This is a genomic window from Lactiplantibacillus plantarum (assembly GCF_014131735.1).
GTDB classification, from domain to species: domain Bacteria; phylum Bacillota; class Bacilli; order Lactobacillales; family Lactobacillaceae; genus Lactiplantibacillus; species Lactiplantibacillus plantarum.
Map to the genome: position 1 here is coordinate 1,155,809 of NZ_CP039121.1, position 21,075 is coordinate 1,176,883.

Genomic DNA, 21,075 nt, shown 5'->3' on the forward strand with positions numbered 1-21,075 from the left:
ATCATTTGTTGCACTTTAATTGTAAATTTTTCGTAGCAAAAGATCTAAATGTCATTTAATCACCATATTCAACAGTTATTTTGAGGACACTATTGGCATAACTGTTAGTCACATCAAGATCCAGCTTCAATGATTTCACTCAGTATGCCAAACTGTAGAAAAAAGGCTCTGTGATATTTGGATGTTTGATATAAATCTTCATGACCACAAAGGCATCGGTCGCACCTAGTACACTACGAAACTATCCCGACAAGACATACCTAATGTGCAAGACTATTACAAATGAATCAAATTACCTTGAGTATCGCTTTAGATTACCAACCAGAAGAAAATCACCCAGCTCGTTGCATTAATCAGTTGCATTAAAATTTAAAAATAAGATATGATTACCAGTTTAATCGCCCGCGGGAATATAACCTTTTCGTCGTAAAACTGTCCCTTTTGGTGTATAACTAAATAAATCTCAAAAGGATTTCTGTAATGAAAATTGGGAATACCCCAAAGCTAAACAACGTACCTTGCTTTTGGTTCTGCTTCAGAAATCGGTCAGGCTTATAGCCAGCGTAAGAGCGATGTTGAACCGGTTTTGGATAGATAGCAAAGGGCATGTATATTACACGAATAATCACTATGCTTCTTTTGTGAAAGTTAAATGGGGTAATAACAATGAAAAAAAATACGATTTCTTATGTTGATAAAAACAAACTTTTATCTTTGAAAAAAGATTTGAAGGCTTTGAACTATTTTGTCGTTGAAGTTCCTGGTAATAAAATTCATACCGCTCGACAATATTTGAATTTTATGGGAAAAGAGTTTAAAATGCCGGATTATGCAGGCTTTGACGCTTATTCAGATTGGATGACTGATTTGAGTTGGATTCCTAACCATAGGATTGGTGTAATCATAGATGATTACGAGTCTTTTTTGAATAAGGATCTCAGGGCAAAAGAAATAGTAACTGAAAGTTTTACGGATGTTATTTTACCCTTTTGGGAAAAGGATGTTATCAGGATTATGGTTGGCGGTAAGCCAAGAATTTTTGAAGTTTATATTGTAAAATAATACTTTATTTGAGCTTCAGTTTAGATAAAAATCTTAATTTCGGATAGTTAGGTTGAACAAACGTCTGAAGATTGAAATGTGAGTCTATCATCGGTATGAAGTCATCTTAAGAAAAAGCATCAATATTAGTAGGGTGTATCGTTGTTAATTATTGCAACTATTCGCGTATTAGCAATGGTCATTATGTTGGCTTAAGAATCTGGAGTTATTTACTGGGAAAAGGAATCAATCTAATTTTGTTGGCACTATCATTCCAATAGCTTACTTTGTCGTTCGGGCAATTTTAGCTGTGATGACACAAACTACGACACATGGACTAATATTGTCATTAGTCGGTAGTGTTATACCAGTTGGTTACTTTATTGTCTGATTAGTCTTTGTACTGGTACCGGGTAAAGGCGTTCGGAAACTGATAATTAGTTTAGTTTATAATTTGGTGATTATCGTTATTTATGTCCTGCTGTTTGTTTGGGGACGACAACGATTCAGTAAGCAGAAGCAAACGAAATAATTCGGTTGAAGATCCAGAACGTTGATGAAATTGCGCGTTCTGGACTTTTTAGACTGTTACCGGTATTAATAAAGGGTATCATTTCATTTCTAACGGATCTAGTTGGGTATAATGATATTTAACCATAATTACAGGGAAAGATGCCGCTACCGGTTACAACTTGGTCACAGGAACACGATGAGACTTTGCATAGAGTCGTGCGGCGTAAATCTAATTTTAAACGTATGGATACCCATGGTAATGATTGGTATGCGGAGACTACTAAAACACATAAGCAAATTTGGGTTAGAGTCCGCGATGGTAAAATAACTGATGGTGGTATTAACAGTCGACCAGCTCCTGTTATGAAAGATGGAATGCATAAAGTTTCTTGGTATATCAAGAATGGAGTGAAGTTACCTTGACAAAAAGATTAAGTGAACAGGAAAGTTACTTTTCAATGTCTGAGTTTTTGGAATCCTACTATTGGGCTAGTAAAGACGATGATCTTGGAAGTCTATTGGGGAGTGTCACACTTTGGAGTGATGATGGGGAATTGTTTGATCAGGCAATTGCGGAAGACTGGCATGCTTTCTTTAGCGACGTGAGCAACGAAAATCACACTGTGTTTGAGAGCTTTCAAGCCGTCAAGCAGTTTGTGAATGAATATTTGCCGGATATCGCAGAAACGACACCAGTATCAGGAAGCTTGACGTATAACATTAGAATAATTTGTGAGATGACAGAATCTCAACGAAATCAGGAACCCGTGTGGCAAAATTGGGTCGCAGCTGTTAATTGGATTACGAATCCTAATGTTGTGCCAGTCAATGAATCGCCCTTTCTTAAAACGGGGCAATCATTGCCTAATCCAAAGGAAAAGGGTTTTCGGAAAAATCAATTTCCAAGCGCCAAGGTTTTGCCAGCGCCACGACCAGAAATTCCGATGGGGACCAGTCTGGAAAAGGTGGACTTGACACAGTCGTATTATGCGTTTGTGAAATTTTTACAGCATTATTATCAGGTTAGTGATGATAGTGAATTGGGTAATTTTTTGCAGCAAAATAGAGTTATTAGTGAAAATAATGAAGAATATCGCTATTGGAAAGAGGGATTTTCGGAGAGTTCAGGTAATAAAACATTACTTGATATTTTAAAAGTGTTTTTAATGATAAAGGATTATTTTGAAATTGAATTTCCGGATAATGCACTGCATACGCATCCTGTACGTAAATTGAGTTGTAATCTCTGGAAGGCAGCGTATCTGCCACACAGCCAACGTATTCAGACTGAGGTTTGGCAGAATTGGTTAACGGCAGTTCACCAAGTAATGGAGTAAGTGACAATGTCATTAAAAACAACCATTTTGGCGGATAAATTAGTGCTAGTTATTGTGGTTATTGGATTATTGTTGATGGGTACTTTAGACTTGAAGTGCTGGAACTTTTTGTTAGGAAAAAAGAATTAATCCAATTTTGTTGGCATTATCATTCATCCCAACAGCTTGCTTCTTTAGCTGTGATGACGCATGAACTAGTATCGTTATGGTCGGTAGCTTGTCATTCAATTTATTTATTTGAGGTAAGTGACGGGCTAATAAATATAGGAATTAGTCAGATAAAATAAATGATATTCAACGAGAAATAGCTACAGTCCTTCTAAGGTTGTCAGATGAAATAATATAATTAATTTGTCAATTTTAAGGGACCTTTTATTATGCTATTTGAGAAAATTTAAAATAACCTTTCCATGTCTATTGAAGGACTTGTTGAAGGGGAATATATTGAGTTAATAACAAAATAAGAGTTAATGTTTAAAATATCAACGGAAGTTATATATTAGAAAGAATTCCCAGACTGAAAAATATTAATGTTATTAAGCGTAAAATTTTGTAACAAATAATCATAGAAGTGTGTGAAGATGGTTTTTATATTTATTCGGATGGTCAGAGGTATTATTTTGTGTATAGTGAGCGAGAAACTGAAAATAAGTATAATGTAACAGATAATCTTTTTGAAATAATGTATTGGGCTACTAGTTCTATGACAGACTTGTTGGCAATCAGGTAGATTTATGAAGTATTAATCAAGATTGCAAACTAGAAATTGTTTTTTAGTTCTCCAAGAAAGGCGGACTAACTACCGGTCTAAAATATACTCAATATATACCTTAAAATAAAGAGGAAAATATGAAAATAGAAGAGTTTGAAAATAATGTTTCTAAAGAGAAAATAGAAATAGACTACTATGTGCCAGTGTCAATTAGTTTTCCGGAAAACGATTTGGAAGAAGAAGGGCTTTATTACTATAGATTTATTAATAAGGAATATTCTTTTATTGAATTTAAAATTAATTCAGTTAGTAAGAAAATTGTGAATGTAACAGTTACTTCTATCAATGATATTCAAAACGGTGATTTTATTTTTAATGGAAGCATATCCAAAGCTAACCCTATTATTGACATATATGAGTTTGAATATGAGGCTGTCATTACTAACAATAGTAGTTTTGAATTTTATATGGGGGAGAAAAAAATATTCTTTATACTTGATAATGAAGAAATTTCTTCCATGATTATGATTTCAAATCACTTTTTTGCTTTTTTAAATAGTGAGAATGATATAGTTGGGGCGCAAATAGCCAATTTTAATGATGAGGACTGGAACACTTTGGTTGGAAATTTAAAAGAGGCGGGGAAACTTTGAATCATTAACGTTAAGGAAAATGATCATGCTGGACTGAAACATATGTTAAAAAGAATCATGAAGCCAATTTTGTTGATAGAGGTGCGGACAAAGAAAATATTCCTAAGTTGTTAGATAAAACTTTAAGATCAAAGACAATAAAATGGGCGTTAGTAAAAAAATCTATATGTGGACTATCGCATTAATGGAAAAGTATATCGAGTCGCATATGGGGACAACGGCTTCGTCGTATCGTTTTATCCAATGTGAGAATAAGTAATACGAGGAGTGAATATAGTGTATAAGTTGCTATCAATAGATGCTGCTGCTGTCACGAGGAATTTGATGCTTCAGAATACCGAGACGAATACGGTTGAAAAGGTTTTTGATGACTCAGACCTAATAAATGAAGGTGAGACTTTTGAGTTTATGGAGATTGGTAAAACATATGACTGTAAGTTGGCTTTGTTTGGTAGTATGAAGCAAAGGCATGTTGGTAAATGGAGAAAATTTAATATTCTTAAGGCTAATGTGAAAATAGGTGTTAGATTGTTCTTGGAAGTCGAGGCAGAGCAGGATATTTATTATATTAGTCAGAAGAACGTACCAGGTTATGAGTCGATGGAGAGTTTTATGTTTGAGTATTCGCGGTTAGATTTGATACAAGTCAACAGTCTTAACAGTGGAAACCTGTATCTTGACTATTAAAGCGGTATTTACTAGTTTATATAAAATATAGTGTGTCATACACATATTCAGAAGAGGGGTACGGTGTTCATTATTTTAATAATTGGTTTATTGCTATTAGTGGTTACGCTAGGTTTAGGATACTGGAGTTATTTACTAGGAAAAAGGAATCAATCTAATTTTGTTGGCACTGTTATTCCAGTAGCTTACTTTGCCGTTCGAGCAATCTTAGCTGTGATGACACAAACTACGACACATGGGCTAGTATCGTCATTAGTCGGTAGCTTGTTATTCAGTTTGATTTACTATGGCGTATTTGCTGGGGGAAGCACTGCGTCAATAAGTAATATGAGTTAGTCAGATTAAGATAACCGATATTCGACAAGGATTAATTGCCGAGTATCGGTTATTTTTATAGAAAAGTTTAGACAAGTTGAGTTATGAGGGAAGAAACAACACATATTGGGATTAACTTTTGCTGGATTGATCACGGCGGCAATCACACTTGTCAGGTGTGGATCGACCATTCTTGAAAGATCTTGTGCTTTGTGCCGTTTTAGTTTAAAAACTCAGTTATAACTCCCAGGTAAGCCAATGAAGCTAAGAAGAAAAATATGATCTTAAGAATAAAATGAGAGAATATAGACAAGATAATAATGACTTTTTAAGAAAGTGGGGTAGAAATGAATAACGAAAGATTGTCTAAACAATGTTAAGATTGATAACGTAGTTTTGCGTAAAAAAACTCCTAAACGCAAGTGTACCCGGCAATCATGGCTGCCATAAAACTGGACAGCCTTAATTTGGTATATAATTAGAAGGAGGTAAGTTTATGAGTATTTCAGATGAAGTCCGAAGAAAACTTAAAAAACGAAGACGTATAAATCAAGATGATGATTTTGGACTGGAACGAAGCTGGGAAGAATTAACAAATATTTTATCAAAGAATGAGGATGAAGCAATTAAGTACTTGATGAATTGCTCTGAAGATGATGTATTATTGATTAGTTCTGTTTTTGACTATGTTTCTGAGAATTTACAAAGTAAGAAGTTTATATCTTGTTTGAGAAAATTAGATAAAAAGTATCCTGATTTGAAATTAACATCCTTTATTGATGATGCGGAAGATTATATTGAAGATAATTAAAAATTAATTGAAAGAGGGAAACTATTCAAATTGTTTGGATGGTAGTCCCATTGGCGCTTCTTGTTGGAAAAATACGCAAATTGTCTTGGCCATGACGATGCATTGTATGACGTATGGATCAGTATCGGTATTAGTTAGTAGCTTGCTATTTGATCTAATTTACTATGGTCTATTTGTCTCGGAAAAAACGTAGGATTCTTAATCCATTTTGATTAAGAGAATCAAAAAATGATGCTTGTCATGAATTGCCAAATATCAGTTTCTCGATAAAGCTGGTGTTGTTACTATCATTCCTAAATAGGAGAGGTTCAAAATTGTTTACAAAATATAATAATTTGGATTTGCTAGAGTTATTTTGGTCAGAGGCTGAAAGTTTAACGGGAGAAATGGGTGACGGAGAAGTTTTATATAGAAGAGCAATCGGCGATTTTAAATTAACGTTGTTCATATATTCGTATGAAATGAAATGTAATGTTTTTTTGAGTTATAAAGACGAAGATATATTATCCATTGAGCTAGACAATATTTCTGAATTAAGAAAAAATGAAGACCAATTATACTTTATTAGTAGCGAAAGTGTCGAATTATGTGTGACTTTTGGCAAAGTTTTTTCGGTGAAGTTTGAAGATAAATAGATTTATAGCATTTAATATATGCAATGTTTTCACTAAAATTGTCTTCCAAAAAATCTTTTATCTTATATAGGTGATGGGTATTAAAATCTATATAAGAATATGGTAGTCAAAGTTCTTTTAATAAAACATATGGCTGAAGTTAGTGCTGTAATTGCCGCGCATTGTCGTAATTGAAGTTGGTAAGCCAAATGGAATCCCTTATTTTAAAAAATTGAATATGCGCAAAAAACATTTGTAGATGGTGATTTTTTAGATATTGTAAAGGAATTTGAGAGTGGTGAAGAATGAATGAAAGTTTAAAAGGAAAGCGATTGTAGCCATTCGAAGGTTGTTTGCTAGTTTAATGATTACTTTTATTCATGTCATGTTGTTTGGAAATATTGATTCAGTAATAAATAGTCCGTTTGGATTTCAGAACATCAGTAAAAGTAATGCGCTCGGAATTTTTCTAATCAAAGCGTAAAACAGTGCCGAAAAATACGCTATTACCAGTAAGAAAAGTTTGCGTTTGGAAGGTACGGTTTGAATAGTCTGAACTTTGAATCATCAATTTAAGATTGCAGAGGCTTATAAAAAAAGTCAAATATATGAACAATCGGTCAAGTGATGCTATTGTACTAGGTCACAGCTGCCTAAGTATTAATATGCAAAGGTATGAAACCTACTGATGGCGCAAGGTATGGGAAAGGTTATTTTTAATTACCCATGGGGATTGTAATGGGTAATTAGTAAAAAGTGCAAAAAAATTTGAGATTAATAACTGGAGGCTAAATCAAAGTAGGAATGGGAACTGATTATCAAAAGTAGTGACGAGCAGATATACTGTCCGAATGACTACCATGCTGCTTTTATTAAAGTGAAGCGAGGTAATAATCGTGGAAAATAATGTGATTTCATATATTAATAGTATTGATATTAAAAAACTCAGAAATCGGATGAAAACGTTGAATTATTATATGGTAGAAGTTCCAGGAGCAAAAATTCAAACAAAGCGAAGTTTCCTTGACTTTATGGGCGAAAAGTTCTCCATGCCTGACTATCAAGGGTGGGATGCTTACGCGGATTGGATGAAAGATCTAAGTTGGATACCTAATCGACGAATTTGCGTGATTATTGATGATTATAGTTCCTTTTTAAGAAAAGATTCTAAAGCGAGAAAGGACTCGATTGAACTTTTTAAAGATGATATTTTGCCGTTTTGGGAGAAGGATGTTTTGAAGTTTGTAGTGGGAGGCAAAACTAGAGTCTTTAAAGTTTATCTTGTTAACTAAGACTACAAAATAAATAAGCATGTTGTATAGTTGGCATAGCAATTGTCTGATTTAATAAATATACCGATTAATTAGATGCTAGGCGAAGACAAACTAGTGTATGCTTTCGCCATAATTAGGGCAAAATATGATACATAGGCCAGCATTATTCAGTAGGTTGTTGTCAGTTATAATAACTGATCTGTTTTAGAAAAGTATCAATTTAATAAGTAATATCAATCAGTAAGTTAGTGTAACTAGTGTTCCCGGCGACGTGATTTAAATTGCTCAGATCTAGTTAAATGATATTTATAATTACTTTAAAGTAAAGACAGAAAATTGTAAATTTGACAATTACTTATACGATAATATTCGAAATATTGCTTTTTTAATGGAATTACGTTTGAAGAGGCAGTTCCATTAATTCGTCAAAAAATGCAGGATAGTTTACTATTAGCGAAATATAAGTGGAAAAATTTTACAATTTGAGCCGGTTATCAAGATATCTGTCAAAGAACTAGGTGAAAGAATTGTGAATCCGGGAAAATTGTTGGAGATTTGAACCTAGTTTAGGTGAATGATCAACAACTTGGATAAAAGTCATCGCCAATAAAGTGGGCGATATCATTACGGCATATCTTGTTTCAAATTATGGGAGGAAAAATGAATCAAAAAATTCTAACTGTTTATGAGAATTTTCAAAATGTAAGTTTGAGTATTTTTTTTGATGAGCTGATACTTTTTATAAATAGATATCACTATGAATTTACGAAGTATGTATCTAAAGATTATTTAGAAGCAATGGAAAAATTTGAAGCAAAGTATTTTATTTTGGGACATTCTGATAATAACTTTGAAATTGGTATCTCATATTATAGAAATCTGATAGAGCAAGGGTTGGATAAAGAAAATATCTGTAGACAAGTTTCGTTGCTAATATGGGATTTAAGTGGTTATATGATAGACGAAATTTGTCCAATTTGTCACGATAGTAATTTAAGATTAGCATCATCAATTGGTAGAGAGAAGCTTATTAAGTTTTGTGATGAGTGTTTGTCTACTGAAATAGATGGAAAATTTGTTCAGACTGATGAAGAAATACTTCCAGCAAATAGAGATCAAGTTAATTCATATTTAAGGGAACAAGCTCTCTAATTTAAAACTATCATAAAGATAACCATGAAGCAGACGAGAAATTAACCTACTGAATTGCCAAAGCAAGTGCAACCTTATAAAAATGTGGTTGATGTTGAAGTATCACCATGAATTGCTGAAAAATTCGGGTAGTTTAATCATATGGAAGATTGTTAGGACAGCAATAAAGGAACGACTGAAGAATTGAATAAACGTCAGCCAGGAAAGTTGAAAAAGGAATTCCTAGAAGAATAGTGCAAAGGATTATAAACAAATGGAGATTGCATAGTGAGCAGTTATAGCCAAGCAAAAATTTTAATACATGAAAACAAAGATTTAGTAGATCATTTTGGTGGGGCTTCAAGTGAATTAATAGCAATGGGAGAAACAAAACTAGGTGTACAGTTTCCGTCTGATTATAGGAAGTTCTTATTGGAATATGGCGCCTTAACATTCGGTGCAGCTGAAATCTATGGTGTTTTTACTGAGGATTTTGAAAATTCAGGAGTTCCCGATGCAGTTTGGGCAACTTTGGATGAACGTAGGGTGGTAAAGATGCCCACAAACTTAGTGATGATTTATAATACAGAGATGGGTGAAATTCTTTGTTTAAATTATAGAGAATTAAATACAAATCAAGAGCCTAAAATTACTTCCTATTTTCCAGGATTTGCTGAAAGCGTTCAAAAAAATGAAGTCTTATATAATAGTTTTGGTGATTTTTTGCTAGATATAGTAGAAGGAGAATTAGAGTAAAAAACAAACTGAGATAAAGGTCCGGATATATGTTAATCTGGATGGTCAGTTATAGCCATGATGGTGGAAAATATGACACAGGAACTAGTGTTGTTATTGGTCAGTAGCCTTGCTGGTTAGTCTAATTTACTATGGCTGATTAATTTAGATTAAGCATCATGCGAATAGGCAATATCAATTAATCAGATAAACCAACCGATATTCGACGAAAACCATTTGCCAGATATCGGTTGGTTTTTAGAATATTGATGAACCTAGCATATTCTAAATATTAGGACGATTACAGGTAGTGATATAGTAATTAATGTAGTGACTAAATTAGGTGTAGAGGTGGGCCCAATGATGTTGCTATCAGGAAGAATACTGAATGATCCCGAACATGTTATAAATTTGCTAAGTTAACAAAGGTGCGAATGTTTTGGCAACTGTTAAGAAAGTTATGAGGAAGGTCACTGGGTAAAAAGATGTTCAATCAACTAAATATGACGATGAACTGTGCGGCTAGGAACTTAGTTAAACGCAAGTCATCGAAGATTTATTATTAGAGGCCAAACAACTTTGAGGTCTAACTAAACACACGACAAATAAAGGAACTTATTATGAATTTAATAACGTTAAAAGATTTGAGAGCAAAAAGGTTAGCCTATAATTGGGAAACAATTTATGTTGGCATGGAAATGGCGTATTTTACCATTCAAGCTATTTCAGATTATGCTGTTGAACCAATGGAAGGCGGAATTAATGATGAATTTATCAATCAACTGGCATGGGGAGTTGAAGACGAGGACTCATCACGAATATTATTTGAAATAAAGTGTCATTTTAACTTAGTATCTGAAAAAAACAATGATGAGTATAAACTAGAGAATAGAAAACTTAGGTTTGTCTATCTGTCCAAGCTCAATGATGAAGTAACTGATGACAAGAAATTATTGGATGAAATTGAAAAATTTTATGACAACCAAGGCTATCCTGAAGATATGAATACTTTTATTGAATATATGCCTCAAGATTCATACACAAATTGTAAGATTTTAATTCTAAGGTTCCATGAGTTTTTAAATTTAGAGGGTGAACAATTACGATTGATTTAAATGATTAAGCAGTATGATCAATTGATTTGCCTACTGAAGTATAGGGTCGAGGTTAATTATTTATCTTGATTATCCTGAGGAAAGAGAATTGATGGATGTATTCGACGACTGGATTGCATAGAAAATCAAAAAGAATTAAGAAAGTGTGCATCACAAAATTAGCTTCGGTAACTAATTTTGTGATGTGTTTTTAAATTACTCTGAAATCAAGGCATGTTTTTGATAACGACACAGTTAATGATAGGCATCTTTCCAAACTAACCTCCAAATACGTTTAATCCCCTTAAAAATCAGGTTTAAATATTTTATCCTAACCACCACGTCTAGCTATAATCAAACTAGACTAGTATAATGAAAAATTACTTGAAACGGCTAGTCAGCTTAACTGACTAATTCGGATTAGTTTTAAGTGATCATAACAATTTGGGGGAAGCTTATGACAAAAATTGCGTGTGTGATTGTGACTTTTAATCGTAAAGCGCTACTTGCGGAGGCTATTGAGAGTGTCTTGACGCAGCCGGAAGCGCCAGAATATGTCTTCGTCATCGATAACGCATCGACGGATGGGACGGAGGCGTTTATTCAGCAACAATTTGACTTTGATGATCAACACTTGGTTTACGTTCGTTGTCAGCAAAATCTTGGTGGTTCCGCTGGTTTTGCAACTGGAATCCGGCTAGCATTGCAGACTGACTGTGATTGGATCTCGATTTCTGATGATGATGCGATTTTTCAGACCGGCTACTTTGCGGCGATGCGGCGAGCGATTGTGACTCAGCCGCAACAAGGCGTATTTTCAGGATCGGTGTTATTACCAAATGGACACCATGATGCGATGCATCGTGAAATGATTACCAATTCGCAAACACTGACGGTTAAGCCCATAGCCGAAGCCGACTATGCGCAGGACTTTAAGTATGATATTTTTTCGTTTGTGGGTATCTTAATGAGTCGCGGCATTGTTGAACGAATTGGGCTACCTGAACAGGATTACTTTATTCGGTTTGATGACTTTGAATATGCGCTCCGGGCTCGCAAGTATGGTCAGTTTCTAAATGTCCACGACGCGTTGGTCCTACACAAAACGACGTATACTCGTACTGCTATAGCGCCGTGGAAGGAATATTACGTGATGCGTAATCGGCTGGCATCATTATTCAAACACCGTGGGCAAACTCGGGTTACCTGCTGGTATGCCCGTCGCTTTTTAGCGCGCAAATTATTCGCCATCTTGCTTTTTCGGGATAGATGGGGCCAAGCGGAGCCACTGATAAAAGCGTATGTTCAAGGTTACCGTGATGGTTGGCATGACCGGCTTGGGCGCAATCAAGATTATTTACCATAAAGGACGTTAGGCTAAGACAAGGAGTGGACAAACATGCAATATGGGGCGATTGTGGTAACTTTCAACCGCAAACAATTACTAATCGAATCAATTACGGCACTACTGAATCAGACGGTCCCACCCGCGAAAATTATTATTATTGATAATCATTCGACGGATGGTACAAAAGCTGAATTACAAACAGCTGATATTTTGGCTAATCCAAGTGTTGATTACCGGTATTTGACCAAAAATATCGGTGGTGCTGGGGGCTTTGCTCGGGGGATGCAGATTGTGGCGGCGGATCCGAACTTGGATTGGGTTTCAATGTCCGATGATGATGCAATTTTTGAACCAGACTATTTTGAAAAACTAATTGCTTATCAGCAAGATCATCCAAATCGCCAAATCCTGACGGGGAGTGTGTATATTGAGGATGGCCGTTTGCAAGCGGATCAGCGGAACCGGTTCACCAACTGGAGTACCTTTCAAGCGCAGGCGGTCCCTGAACGTGAATATCACGGTAATTTTGAGTTTGACCAGTACACTTTCTGCGGCGTTTTCATGAGTGTGGCCGTGATCAAGCAAGTGGGGGTGGCAGACGCTGGCTACTTTATCTGGTGGGATGACTGTGAGTACGCGGTACGGACGGCCAAGCTAAGTCGACCGGTCAACGTGAGTGCGGCTAAATTAATTCACAAGACGGCTTTACCGTCCCTGGACTTCAAGTCTAAATTCGTACCCGATTGGCGACTCTATTACGGGCAACGCAATCGCTTGATTACGATCAAGCGGTGGCGTGCAAACTCATTGGTCAGTCTCGGATGGTTGCTTGGATTCTACGCCCGATTGGCCATTAAACTCTGTGGACCGTTTTATCGTGGCTATCGCAAAATGGTTATCAGAGTTTACTTGGAGGCGTTACGTGATGCGAGTCGCGAGCGTGAGGGCTTGAATCCCAACTTCATGCCGGGACAGAAGTTTTAGTGTGGGCCTGATCGTGAGCTGTCTGATGACATGGGAACCGTATACAGGCGAAACCAGTGATTATTGCAATTTAAGGTCAGATTACTAAACCAGGCCGACTCAATTTTGGACATCAGCTTCATCATTATTAACAACGAATTAAAAGCTAGTTGTGCTGAGAAAAAACTTCTTGGCACAACTAGTTTTGTGTTTTGGTGACATTTTAGACGGAAAAGCAAAATTTAATTTTTAGATTTATTTTGTAATTCGAATGGATAATTTTACTGTTTTTACAGCAACGTTTATTGGTCTTTTGACCAGTGACCACCAGAAAGCATTCAGATGATTGCTTGTATTTAGTCGCAATGGTTGAAACCGGTAATCATAATATTATTTGTTATTTAGATAGTAAACTTAATTTAGCAAGCCCCAATATTTGATTAAAACCCATTATATCCGTATGTTGAGCGATTGTTTATCACGTAATGTTTGTTATAATTCACCAAGAACAAGTTAATTTTGGGGGAATTCACATGAACGAACAATACGATTATTTGGTAGTTGGTGCGGGACTATTTGGTGCCGTCTTTGCTCATGAAGCAGCCTTACGCGGTAAACGGGTCAAAGTGATTGAAAAGCGCGACCACATTGCTGGTAATATCTACACTAAGGAAGTGGCGGGGATTCAAGTCCACCAATACGGGGCTCATATCTTCCACACTTCGGATCGTGAAATTTGGGATTACGTTAATCAATTTGCGGAATTTAACCGTTATACGAATAGCCCAGTCGCTAATTACAAGGGTCACATGTACAACCTGCCGTTCAACATGAATACGTTCAGTGAACTCTGGGGCGTTCGGACACCGGCAGAAGCAGCCGCTAAGATTGCGGAACAACGCGCGGCGGCGAATCTCGGTGATCACCAACCACGCAACTTGGAGGAACAAGCAATTGCGTTGATTGGGACCGATATTTACGAAAAGCTGATCAAGGGTTATACGGAAAAGCAGTGGGGACAAAAGGCTACGGATTTACCAGCGTTCATTATTCGGCGGTTACCGGTACGCTACACTTACGATAACAATTACTTTAACGATACTTATCAAGGTATTCCCATCGGTGGTTATACGCAGATTGTTGAGAAGATGTTAGCTCATCCTGAAATTACCGTGGAAACGAACACCGACTTCTTTGCGCATAAGGCTGAGTATCTTGCCCAATACCCGAAAGTCGTCTTTACCGGGATGATTGACCAATTCTTTGAATATCAGTTAGGGGAATTAGCCTACCGTTCACTACGTTTTGAGACTGAAACCGTGCCCGTGGATAATTATCAAGGTAATGCCGTAGTCAATTACACTGATGCTGAGACGCCGTATACCCGTGTTATCGAACACAAACACTTTGAGTTCGGTAAGGGCGATGCGGATCAAACTGTAATTACACGTGAATTTCCAGCGAACTGGCAGCGGGGTGACGAGCCGTATTATCCGGTCAATAATCAAACCAACAATACGCTCTACAAACAGTATGCGAAGCTCGCCGCGGCTGAACCCCAAGTCATCTTTGGTGGTCGACTAGGCCAGTATCGCTACTATGACATGCACCAAGTGATTCACGCGGCCTTAGTGACAGTCGCGTCGGAATTTGCAACGACCAAATAAAAGAATGTGTGATGATTGAAGATGAGAAAACGGCTAGCAATTGTGTGGGGGAGCCTAGCATTGCTCGCACTATTATTGGGATATGCTTGCTACGCCCTGAGTATTCAGCGCGGTCAAGACACGGTCACGCGGATTTATCAAACTGATCAAAATGGGACGCCGATTATTTCACCCGGACCAATTACCTTAGTAGGTAAGGTCAATCACCGCAATTTATTTCAATCTGGCATTAATGGCTATGTCTTAACGACTCGCGATCCATTGTCGACTTTGTTGCCGCGCCGTAATCAAACAGTGCATCTAAAGTATCGTTCTGCACAGACGACGGCGGAGCTACGCAAGACGCTACGTCAAGCACGGTATTTACAAGCCGGTACTCAGAATACCGCCACGCCGGTCTTTCAAAATCGACAGCAGCGAGGTGATGCGACAACGTACGGTCGTATCAGTACCAGCCAAGACGGCCGGATATGGACGAAACTACCCATTAGTTATCCGCATGTGCAATTGTCACGGCCGAGTGTCTGGTACGCGAATGGCCGCTTGACGTTGATAGATGGGCAAGACCGTTACTGGACGACTAATTTTAAAGATTGGCAACATCAACGGTTGAACTTTAACGGGGCTGATTTTAAGCAAGGTCGGGTTCAGGCCGTCTTTCCAGGTACGACTCGTTCAGCGGTTGTTATGGTTCGCGGCATTGATCGCCAAAGCAGTCGCGCCAAACTCTATTATGGACAGCTCACGAAGACTGGACGGATCAAAGCTTGGCACGCGTTACAACTAGGAAAGCTCCCAGCGCGCCAAGTCGCTGGAATGAGCTTGATTGATCAACACTTATACCTGTTTCGTCAGCGCGGTACGCAGTTGGCCATTTATCGTGCCAATCGGTTGACGCGTCCGGTCAGGTTGGTTGGTCGCGTTAAGCTAAATCATGCGCAGTCACAACGAGTGACCGCGGTGAATTTGATACCGACCACCAAGCATCGCTACCGGTTAATATTTGACTTGACGACAGCTGAAAAAGTTCAGAAACAGCCACGTTATCGGTTACTTGATCGGCGATTTAAAGCAGTGGGGCAGCAGCATCTATTGGTCACTGATTATCTCTGGAGCCAATTTCAAATTAGTCTACGTGGGAGTGAGTGAGGCACATGAAGGTACAGCCAAAGGAACGCTTTAGTCTAGCGTGGCGGTGGTTGCCGCTCGAATTGCTGATCATTATGCTAAGCGTCGGCCTTGGATGGGCGGGCAATCGATGGCTACCTAAGCCGGTGTATCAAGCATCTGTTGATATTCAGATTGCGCAAACGCCGCGTTCAGGGCTGTCAACAGCCCGTCTAAAACGTCAGCGACGCCAGGATATCAAAGCTATCACGCAGTTCAACGTGATGCCACACCAGAGTGCAGTGCTGACTCGAGCCAGCACTTATGCCTATGCGCATTATGGCATTTGGCAACCGATTCAGGAACTGAGTGAGTCGGTCCAAGCGGCACCAGTTGCGCGGCGACCGGTCTTGCGAGTGACAGCAACGAGTAGTTCACGGCAAGTGGCCCAGCAGAATGTTCAGGCGTTCAATGTGGCGATTAAAGCTAATCTGACGGGCTTAAAAAATTATCGAGTGAAGACAGTTAAACGTACCGTAACGCGTGAGACGAACGTGATTCGCGGGGCGCTTTGGAAGTTAATATTAGTTGTTGGGGGCGGCTTGGCGTTGCTGAGTCCGTACCTCGTGAAATATGGTCAGGGTTGGGGGCGGCACGATGATGAGACGTAGGGGAGCAAGTATGCAGCAGCACCGTAATGTGCTCTATCTGATTATCTTCGGAATCTACTTAGCCTCAGTCACACTACAGACGACGACCTTTAACGAGATGATACCGCATCGAGTGGGCGTTTTGATTGAATTAGCGACTTTGGCCGCATTACTGGGCCTCGTGGTTTGCTTAGATACCTTGACCCCCGGCCAAATTATTGGAGAAGTCAGTTTACTTGTACTGGTGACTGTCGTGACACTCACATCGGGTGCGCATTATTTGATGCCGACAATCATGTTGGTGATTGCAGCCCGGGAAGTTTCGTTTCGGCAGATCATTCAAGTTTATCTGGGCGTCGTGGGGACGATTCTCTTGTTAGCGCTAGTTGCTGCGGAAGTCGGACTGATTAAAAATATTACGTTTGCAACTGCCGATGGGTTACGTCAGTCGTTTGGTGTCGTGTATACCACTGATTTTGCGGCCCATATTTTCTATCTGTGTGCGGCGTATTTGTATTTATTGGCCCGTCGTTTTCGATTAGTAGCGCTATTACCCGTGTTGTTTGGCCTGGCAATGATTTACCAGTTTACGAAAACGATGACGGATGTGATTGCTTTACTCGTTTTGATCAGCTTGTACTTGGTCTATATCTATCGCCGTCAGCTTCGGTGGCTTCGGCCGATGATTCGGTATAGCTTTTTGATGTTACCACTTGCTAGTGGGCTAATTATTGGGTTGTCGAATATTTTTAATTATCAAGACCGGTTGCTGGTAGCGCTCAATAATACCTTGTCCACGCGACTCGCGCTAGGGAATAACGCGTTATTAGCATATGGCGTTAAATTATTCGGCCAAGCCCCGATTCCAATTAATGGTTGGGGCGGCGATCGGTTTGAAACGTTTACCAATGGTGTTGGTGATGCAACGTATTTCTTCATTGACTCGTCATTCTTAAATATGTTGATTTCATACGGATTACTATTAACGCTGATTATAATTATCGGTATGACCTGGTTTTTGTATCAACGTACGCGGCAACACGATTATTTGTTGCCGGTAATCTTTGTGGCCATTGCCATCAGTAGTATGTTTGATCAGCACTTCTTAGAAGTAACGTATAACGTCTTTATTCTGATGTTATTCGCTGATTTACCAAATTATCAAACGGCAGTCGGCCCCGCATTTGACCAACCTGTCGTTATTCGAAGGGGGGCGTCGTGCCGATGAATCATCAACAGGCTTATCGGGTCCAGCGGTTGATCCTGATCATCGCCCTGATGTTAATTCTATTCGGTGATACCGGGATGAACGCGGTATTTAGTTTTAGCCACCAACCACAAAGTATCTGGTTCTATCCGCAGCTCGTCATTGCATTAATAACGGCAGCGGGCCCCAACTTATTGTTGATGGCCCTGGGCGCCTATCAATTGCGGCGCACGGCATTGACCGTGCCACAGTTGATTCGCCGAGTCTTATGGATAATAGGCGGAATTACCTTATTCTCACTGGCCTTCTATCTTGAAGACTTGGTGACCCAAGGCAGTTTAAATAGTTTTAACATTGCCGGCTTTTTAACCGCGTTAGCCCAAGCGCCCGTGGGCTTTTATGACATTTTGTATGAGCTGTTGGGCTTCTTTGTCACCTTGCCGTTGTTAAGGGTGATTGCACACCATGCGAGTGTTGCGATTCAGCAATACCTATTTTGGGCGGAGCTCGTATTTATTGGCATGGTACCAATCTTGGCCTATTTCACTGGTTTGACGACGATCAGTGTTAATTCGCCGCTCGCGATTACGGCCGGTTGCTTTTTTGCATTGATGGGGTATTGGTTGAGCCAAACGGAGGTGTTACACCGGATTACGCGAGAACATCTCTTAGTGGCGTGGCTGCTGACATGTGGGTGCTATGCCGTGATGGTGTCGGTCACGATGTATCAAGTGAATCTGGAAAAGAATTTTGACCTTATCAGCAGCCAGCCATTTGCCCAAACCTTTCAGGCAATTCCATGTTTGACGCTGTGGGTGACGATTGCCACCTGGATGATGAACCGGCCACGGTCCAAAGCAGTACGCCGGCATAACTTTGTTCAAACGGGTTATGGTGATATGCTGGTGGCCGGTCTACTGATTACACCATTTATGGTCATTAATCGGTTGCTGACACCAATTATTGGTGCGTGGTGGTCTGGTTGGCTCTGGAGTATCGCGGTGCTGATCGTTAGCGTTGAACTAGTATGGTTATTACGACATGTCCGCTGGTTGCAACGGTTATTACCAGATTTATTTGGTGGCTCCCAGTTAATAGGAGGCTCTGTTAATGCGCAAAAGAATTGAGTGGATCGATATTGCAAAGGGAATCGCAATTTTAGCGGTCGTGATTGGTCATACCTTGGGCCCCTATAACGGGCAATTCTTCGGTAGTTTGATCTTCGCCTTTCACATGCCGATTTTCTTCATGTTGAGCGGTTATTTGTATCGCTCACGCCCGGCACGACAAGAATGTCAGCGTGGCATCATTAACCTATTACTACCGTATCTCGCAACGGCAGTTGTGCTCTTAGTCGTAAGTGCGATAGCCCGATTATTACCGAATCCGCTCCTTAATGCGTATTTTCCAAGCTGGCGACAAGGACTAATTGCCACGGCATACGGGGCCGGTTCGGCAGTGTTCAATCCGTGGCACTGGCAAGTTCAACCGATTGGGGCCGTGTGGTTCTTGCTCAGTATGTTTATTGCGCTGCAACTGTTCAATGGTGTGATGCTACTAACGGCCCGACGTCATCAGCGCTGGCGTCAGGCCATTGTACGGGGCGGGGTGTTCGCTATTTTCGCAATCTTAGGTGGTTGGCTCGGTCATGCCGCTTATTTACCGTGGGCCGTTAACGCCGCGTTGTTAGCACAGCTCTTTTTATATGCTGGTTACCTCGTTAAACAAACAGCCCTGCTAAGTCGGATATCATCAGCTTGGTATTTATTATTCACGTTCATGTGGTTAGTGAGTGCTTTTCAGGGTTATTTTGCGTTGACAGTTCCAACATCGCCTAATCTGTTGATTAGCGTCATGGGGGGCGTTGCTGGCAGTTTGTGTATCATTCGCGTCAGTGACTGGCTTAGTCATTATCCGAATGCGCGGCCGATTAAGTGGTTAAAACGCTACGGTCAGTTATCGCTAGTGGTTCTGTGTTTTCATTTGATCGATCTAAACGTGATTGGCATTGAAGGATGGTTGACGAATCATTTGATTACCCATATGGGACCACTCGTGACGACGATCATCGCAATCAGTTACCGGATTGGCTTCGTGACGGTTGCCATGCTGGCAATTCCGCATCTTCCGGGAATTCGAGCTTGTTTTTTACCTCGGCAGTATCTATTTCGCCGGCTACAACGTCGTTAAATTACTGTGTATAATCCGGCAAATACCGAGATAATTAATTGACCTAACAGTCACGTGCAAATACTTGCATTATTAAATGATGGAAAATTTATCATGATTTGAAGCACAAATTTCATACCAGAGGGGGACTGGCAAATGAAAGTACAAATTTATGTAGCGGCTCATAAGCCGTATCAAATGCCACAGGATCCAACTTACCGACCTATTTTTGTTGGTGCTGCGATCCATGGGGGTGCACCACAAAATTATCAACCTGATAACGTCGGTGACAACATTTCGGCAAGCAACCCGAACTTTAACGAGCTAACGGCGATGTACTGGATCTGGAAGAACTGTCATGCGGATGTTAAGGGTTTGAATCAATATCGACGCTACTTGTCTGAGGCACCTAAACGCAAATTAGCCGGTATTTTATCAATGACCGAAATTGAAAGTTTATTGCAGCAATATGATGTCATCGTACCAAAAAAGCGCCATTATTATATTGAATCGAATTATTCACATTACGTTCACGCACATCATCGGGAACCACTGGACATGATGCGAACGGTTATTAGTGAACGTCATGCCGCCTACTTAGATGATTTTGATCAGTTGATGCATCAAACGTCGGCGCACATGTTTAACATGATGATTATGGCGGGTCCTAAGTTTGACGACTATGCCAAATGGGTCTTTGATATTCTGTTTGCTGTGTGTGACCGGATCGATATTGCGGATTACGATGTCCAAGAAGCTCGCGTTTTCGGGTACTTATCTGAGTTCCTATTGGACGTGTGGATCAACCATAACCAACTTAAGTACGTGGAAGTCCCGGTAATGTACATGGAAAAGCAACAGTTACCGGCGAAAGCGTATAATCTGTTGAAACGTAAGTTCTTTCCACAAGCTGCCAAGCGGACCCATTTTTAACGTTTGACATTTCAATTTAATGCAGACAAATTGAAGTGTTGAGTAGGTGATCCTGGTGTACCATGAACATCAAGTAACGTGTATCGATAACCACCAGTACGCGTTTAATAGTGA

Annotated in this window: 20 protein-coding genes and 3 pseudogenes; all 23 read left to right on the forward strand. The window is 39.4% G+C overall.

Features of this window, described 5'->3' with window-relative positions; translation table 11 throughout:
• Positions 1-265: 265 nt before the first annotated feature.
• A pseudogene (locus E5260_RS15450) lies at positions 266-453 on the forward strand (IS1182 family transposase); the annotation flags it as partial.
• A 213-nt stretch (positions 454-666) separates the two neighbouring features.
• On the forward strand, positions 667-1,062 hold the full coding sequence (locus E5260_RS05300) for a barstar family protein (RefSeq protein ID WP_003643262.1): 396 nt from the start codon (positions 667-669) through the stop codon (positions 1,060-1,062).
• 167 nt (positions 1,063-1,229) lie between these two features.
• Positions 1,230-1,432, forward strand: a pseudogene (locus E5260_RS15610) (hypothetical protein).
• 541 nt (positions 1,433-1,973) lie between these two features.
• Positions 1,974-2,891 carry a hypothetical protein gene (locus E5260_RS05305; RefSeq protein WP_003643264.1) on the forward strand — a complete coding sequence of 306 codons (918 nt, stop codon included), beginning with the start codon at positions 1,974-1,976 and terminating at the stop codon, positions 2,889-2,891.
• 622 nt (positions 2,892-3,513) lie between these two features.
• Positions 3,514-3,621 (forward strand): immunity 63 family protein, encoded by a 108-nt coding sequence (locus tag E5260_RS15455; protein WP_225867892.1) that lies wholly within the window; start codon positions 3,514-3,516, stop codon positions 3,619-3,621.
• Between the two features lie 119 nt (positions 3,622-3,740).
• Positions 3,741-4,256, forward strand: a complete 516-nt coding sequence (locus tag E5260_RS05315; RefSeq protein WP_003643267.1) for a hypothetical protein — start codon at positions 3,741-3,743, stop codon at positions 4,254-4,256.
• A 276-nt stretch (positions 4,257-4,532) separates the two neighbouring features.
• Entirely contained in the window at positions 4,533-4,943 is a 411-nt protein-coding gene (locus E5260_RS05320; protein WP_225867890.1) for a hypothetical protein, read from the forward strand.
• A gap of 63 nt (positions 4,944-5,006) precedes the next feature.
• Positions 5,007-5,269: pseudogene (locus E5260_RS15615) on the forward strand (hypothetical protein).
• Between the two features lie 485 nt (positions 5,270-5,754).
• Complete coding sequence (locus E5260_RS05325; RefSeq protein ID WP_003643270.1) at positions 5,755-6,069, forward strand: hypothetical protein; 315 nt, start codon at positions 5,755-5,757, stop codon at positions 6,067-6,069.
• A gap of 314 nt (positions 6,070-6,383) precedes the next feature.
• Positions 6,384-6,704 (forward strand): hypothetical protein, encoded by a 321-nt coding sequence (locus E5260_RS05330; RefSeq protein WP_003643271.1) that lies wholly within the window; start codon positions 6,384-6,386, stop codon positions 6,702-6,704.
• A gap of 875 nt (positions 6,705-7,579) precedes the next feature.
• Positions 7,580-7,975, forward strand: a complete 396-nt coding sequence (locus E5260_RS05335) for a barstar family protein (RefSeq protein WP_003643273.1) — start codon at positions 7,580-7,582, stop codon at positions 7,973-7,975.
• A gap of 642 nt (positions 7,976-8,617) precedes the next feature.
• Positions 8,618-9,109, forward strand: coding sequence for a hypothetical protein (locus E5260_RS05340; protein WP_024971742.1), 492 nt, complete (start codon positions 8,618-8,620; stop codon positions 9,107-9,109).
• A gap of 267 nt (positions 9,110-9,376) precedes the next feature.
• Positions 9,377-9,844 carry an SMI1/KNR4 family protein gene (locus E5260_RS05345; RefSeq protein ID WP_003643275.1) on the forward strand — a complete coding sequence of 156 codons (468 nt, stop codon included), beginning with the start codon at positions 9,377-9,379 and terminating at the stop codon, positions 9,842-9,844.
• Positions 9,845-10,443: 599 nt separating this feature from the next.
• On the forward strand, positions 10,444-10,938 hold the full coding sequence (locus E5260_RS05350) for a DUF2247 family protein (RefSeq protein WP_003643276.1): 495 nt from the start codon (positions 10,444-10,446) through the stop codon (positions 10,936-10,938).
• A 436-nt stretch (positions 10,939-11,374) separates the two neighbouring features.
• Positions 11,375-12,283 (forward strand): glycosyltransferase family 2 protein, encoded by a 909-nt coding sequence (locus E5260_RS05355; protein ID WP_024971744.1) that lies wholly within the window; start codon positions 11,375-11,377, stop codon positions 12,281-12,283.
• Between the two features lie 33 nt (positions 12,284-12,316).
• Positions 12,317-13,249, forward strand: a complete 933-nt coding sequence (locus E5260_RS05360; protein WP_003643278.1) for a glycosyltransferase family 2 protein — start codon at positions 12,317-12,319, stop codon at positions 13,247-13,249.
• Between the two features lie 512 nt (positions 13,250-13,761).
• A complete protein-coding gene (gene glf, locus E5260_RS05365) occupies positions 13,762-14,895 on the forward strand; it encodes a UDP-galactopyranose mutase (protein WP_013355410.1) in 1,134 nt (377 codons plus the stop codon).
• 21 nt (positions 14,896-14,916) lie between these two features.
• Positions 14,917-16,044: a hypothetical protein gene (locus E5260_RS05370; RefSeq protein WP_003643280.1), complete on the forward strand. Its 1,128-nt coding sequence runs from the start codon at positions 14,917-14,919 to the stop codon at positions 16,042-16,044.
• A gap of 5 nt (positions 16,045-16,049) precedes the next feature.
• On the forward strand, positions 16,050-16,673 hold the full coding sequence (locus tag E5260_RS05375) for a YveK family protein (RefSeq protein WP_003643281.1): 624 nt from the start codon (positions 16,050-16,052) through the stop codon (positions 16,671-16,673).
• A complete protein-coding gene (locus E5260_RS05380; protein ID WP_003643282.1) occupies positions 16,660-17,880 on the forward strand; it encodes a hypothetical protein in 1,221 nt (406 codons plus the stop codon). Before E5260_RS05375 ends, E5260_RS05380 begins: the two co-directional genes overlap by 14 nt.
• Entirely contained in the window at positions 17,877-18,986 is a 1,110-nt protein-coding gene (locus E5260_RS05385; protein ID WP_003643283.1) for a polysaccharide biosynthesis protein, read from the forward strand. Before E5260_RS05380 ends, E5260_RS05385 begins: the two co-directional genes overlap by 4 nt.
• Positions 18,970-20,049, forward strand: coding sequence for an acyltransferase family protein (locus E5260_RS05390; RefSeq protein ID WP_003643284.1), 1,080 nt, complete (start codon positions 18,970-18,972; stop codon positions 20,047-20,049). Before E5260_RS05385 ends, E5260_RS05390 begins: the two co-directional genes overlap by 17 nt.
• 135 nt (positions 20,050-20,184) lie before the next feature.
• Positions 20,185-20,961 carry a DUF4422 domain-containing protein gene (locus tag E5260_RS05395; RefSeq protein WP_003643285.1) on the forward strand — a complete coding sequence of 259 codons (777 nt, stop codon included), beginning with the start codon at positions 20,185-20,187 and terminating at the stop codon, positions 20,959-20,961.
• Positions 20,962-21,075: the final 114 nt, after the last annotated feature.

Coding starts and splice junctions, on each gene's coding strand:
- E5260_RS05300 (WP_003643262.1), top strand. CDS start 667: ATGAAAAAAAATACGATTTCTTATGTTGATAAAAACAAACTTTTATCT.
- E5260_RS05315 (WP_003643267.1), top strand. CDS start 3,741: ATGAAAATAGAAGAGTTTGAAAATAATGTTTCTAAAGAGAAAATAGAA.
- E5260_RS05325 (WP_003643270.1), top strand. CDS start 5,755: ATGAGTATTTCAGATGAAGTCCGAAGAAAACTTAAAAAACGAAGACGT.
- E5260_RS05340 (WP_024971742.1), top strand. CDS start 8,618: ATGAATCAAAAAATTCTAACTGTTTATGAGAATTTTCAAAATGTAAGT.
- E5260_RS05350 (WP_003643276.1), top strand. CDS start 10,444: ATGAATTTAATAACGTTAAAAGATTTGAGAGCAAAAAGGTTAGCCTAT.
- E5260_RS05355 (WP_024971744.1), top strand. CDS start 11,375: ATGACAAAAATTGCGTGTGTGATTGTGACTTTTAATCGTAAAGCGCTA.
- E5260_RS05360 (WP_003643278.1), top strand. CDS start 12,317: ATGCAATATGGGGCGATTGTGGTAACTTTCAACCGCAAACAATTACTA.
- glf (WP_013355410.1), top strand. CDS start 13,762: ATGAACGAACAATACGATTATTTGGTAGTTGGTGCGGGACTATTTGGT.
- E5260_RS05370 (WP_003643280.1), top strand. CDS start 14,917: ATGAGAAAACGGCTAGCAATTGTGTGGGGGAGCCTAGCATTGCTCGCA.
- E5260_RS05375 (WP_003643281.1), top strand. CDS start 16,050: ATGAAGGTACAGCCAAAGGAACGCTTTAGTCTAGCGTGGCGGTGGTTG.
- E5260_RS05380 (WP_003643282.1), top strand. CDS start 16,660: ATGATGAGACGTAGGGGAGCAAGTATGCAGCAGCACCGTAATGTGCTC.
- E5260_RS05385 (WP_003643283.1), top strand. CDS start 17,877: ATGAATCATCAACAGGCTTATCGGGTCCAGCGGTTGATCCTGATCATC.
- E5260_RS05390 (WP_003643284.1), top strand. CDS start 18,970: ATGCGCAAAAGAATTGAGTGGATCGATATTGCAAAGGGAATCGCAATT.
- E5260_RS05395 (WP_003643285.1), top strand. CDS start 20,185: ATGAAAGTACAAATTTATGTAGCGGCTCATAAGCCGTATCAAATGCCA.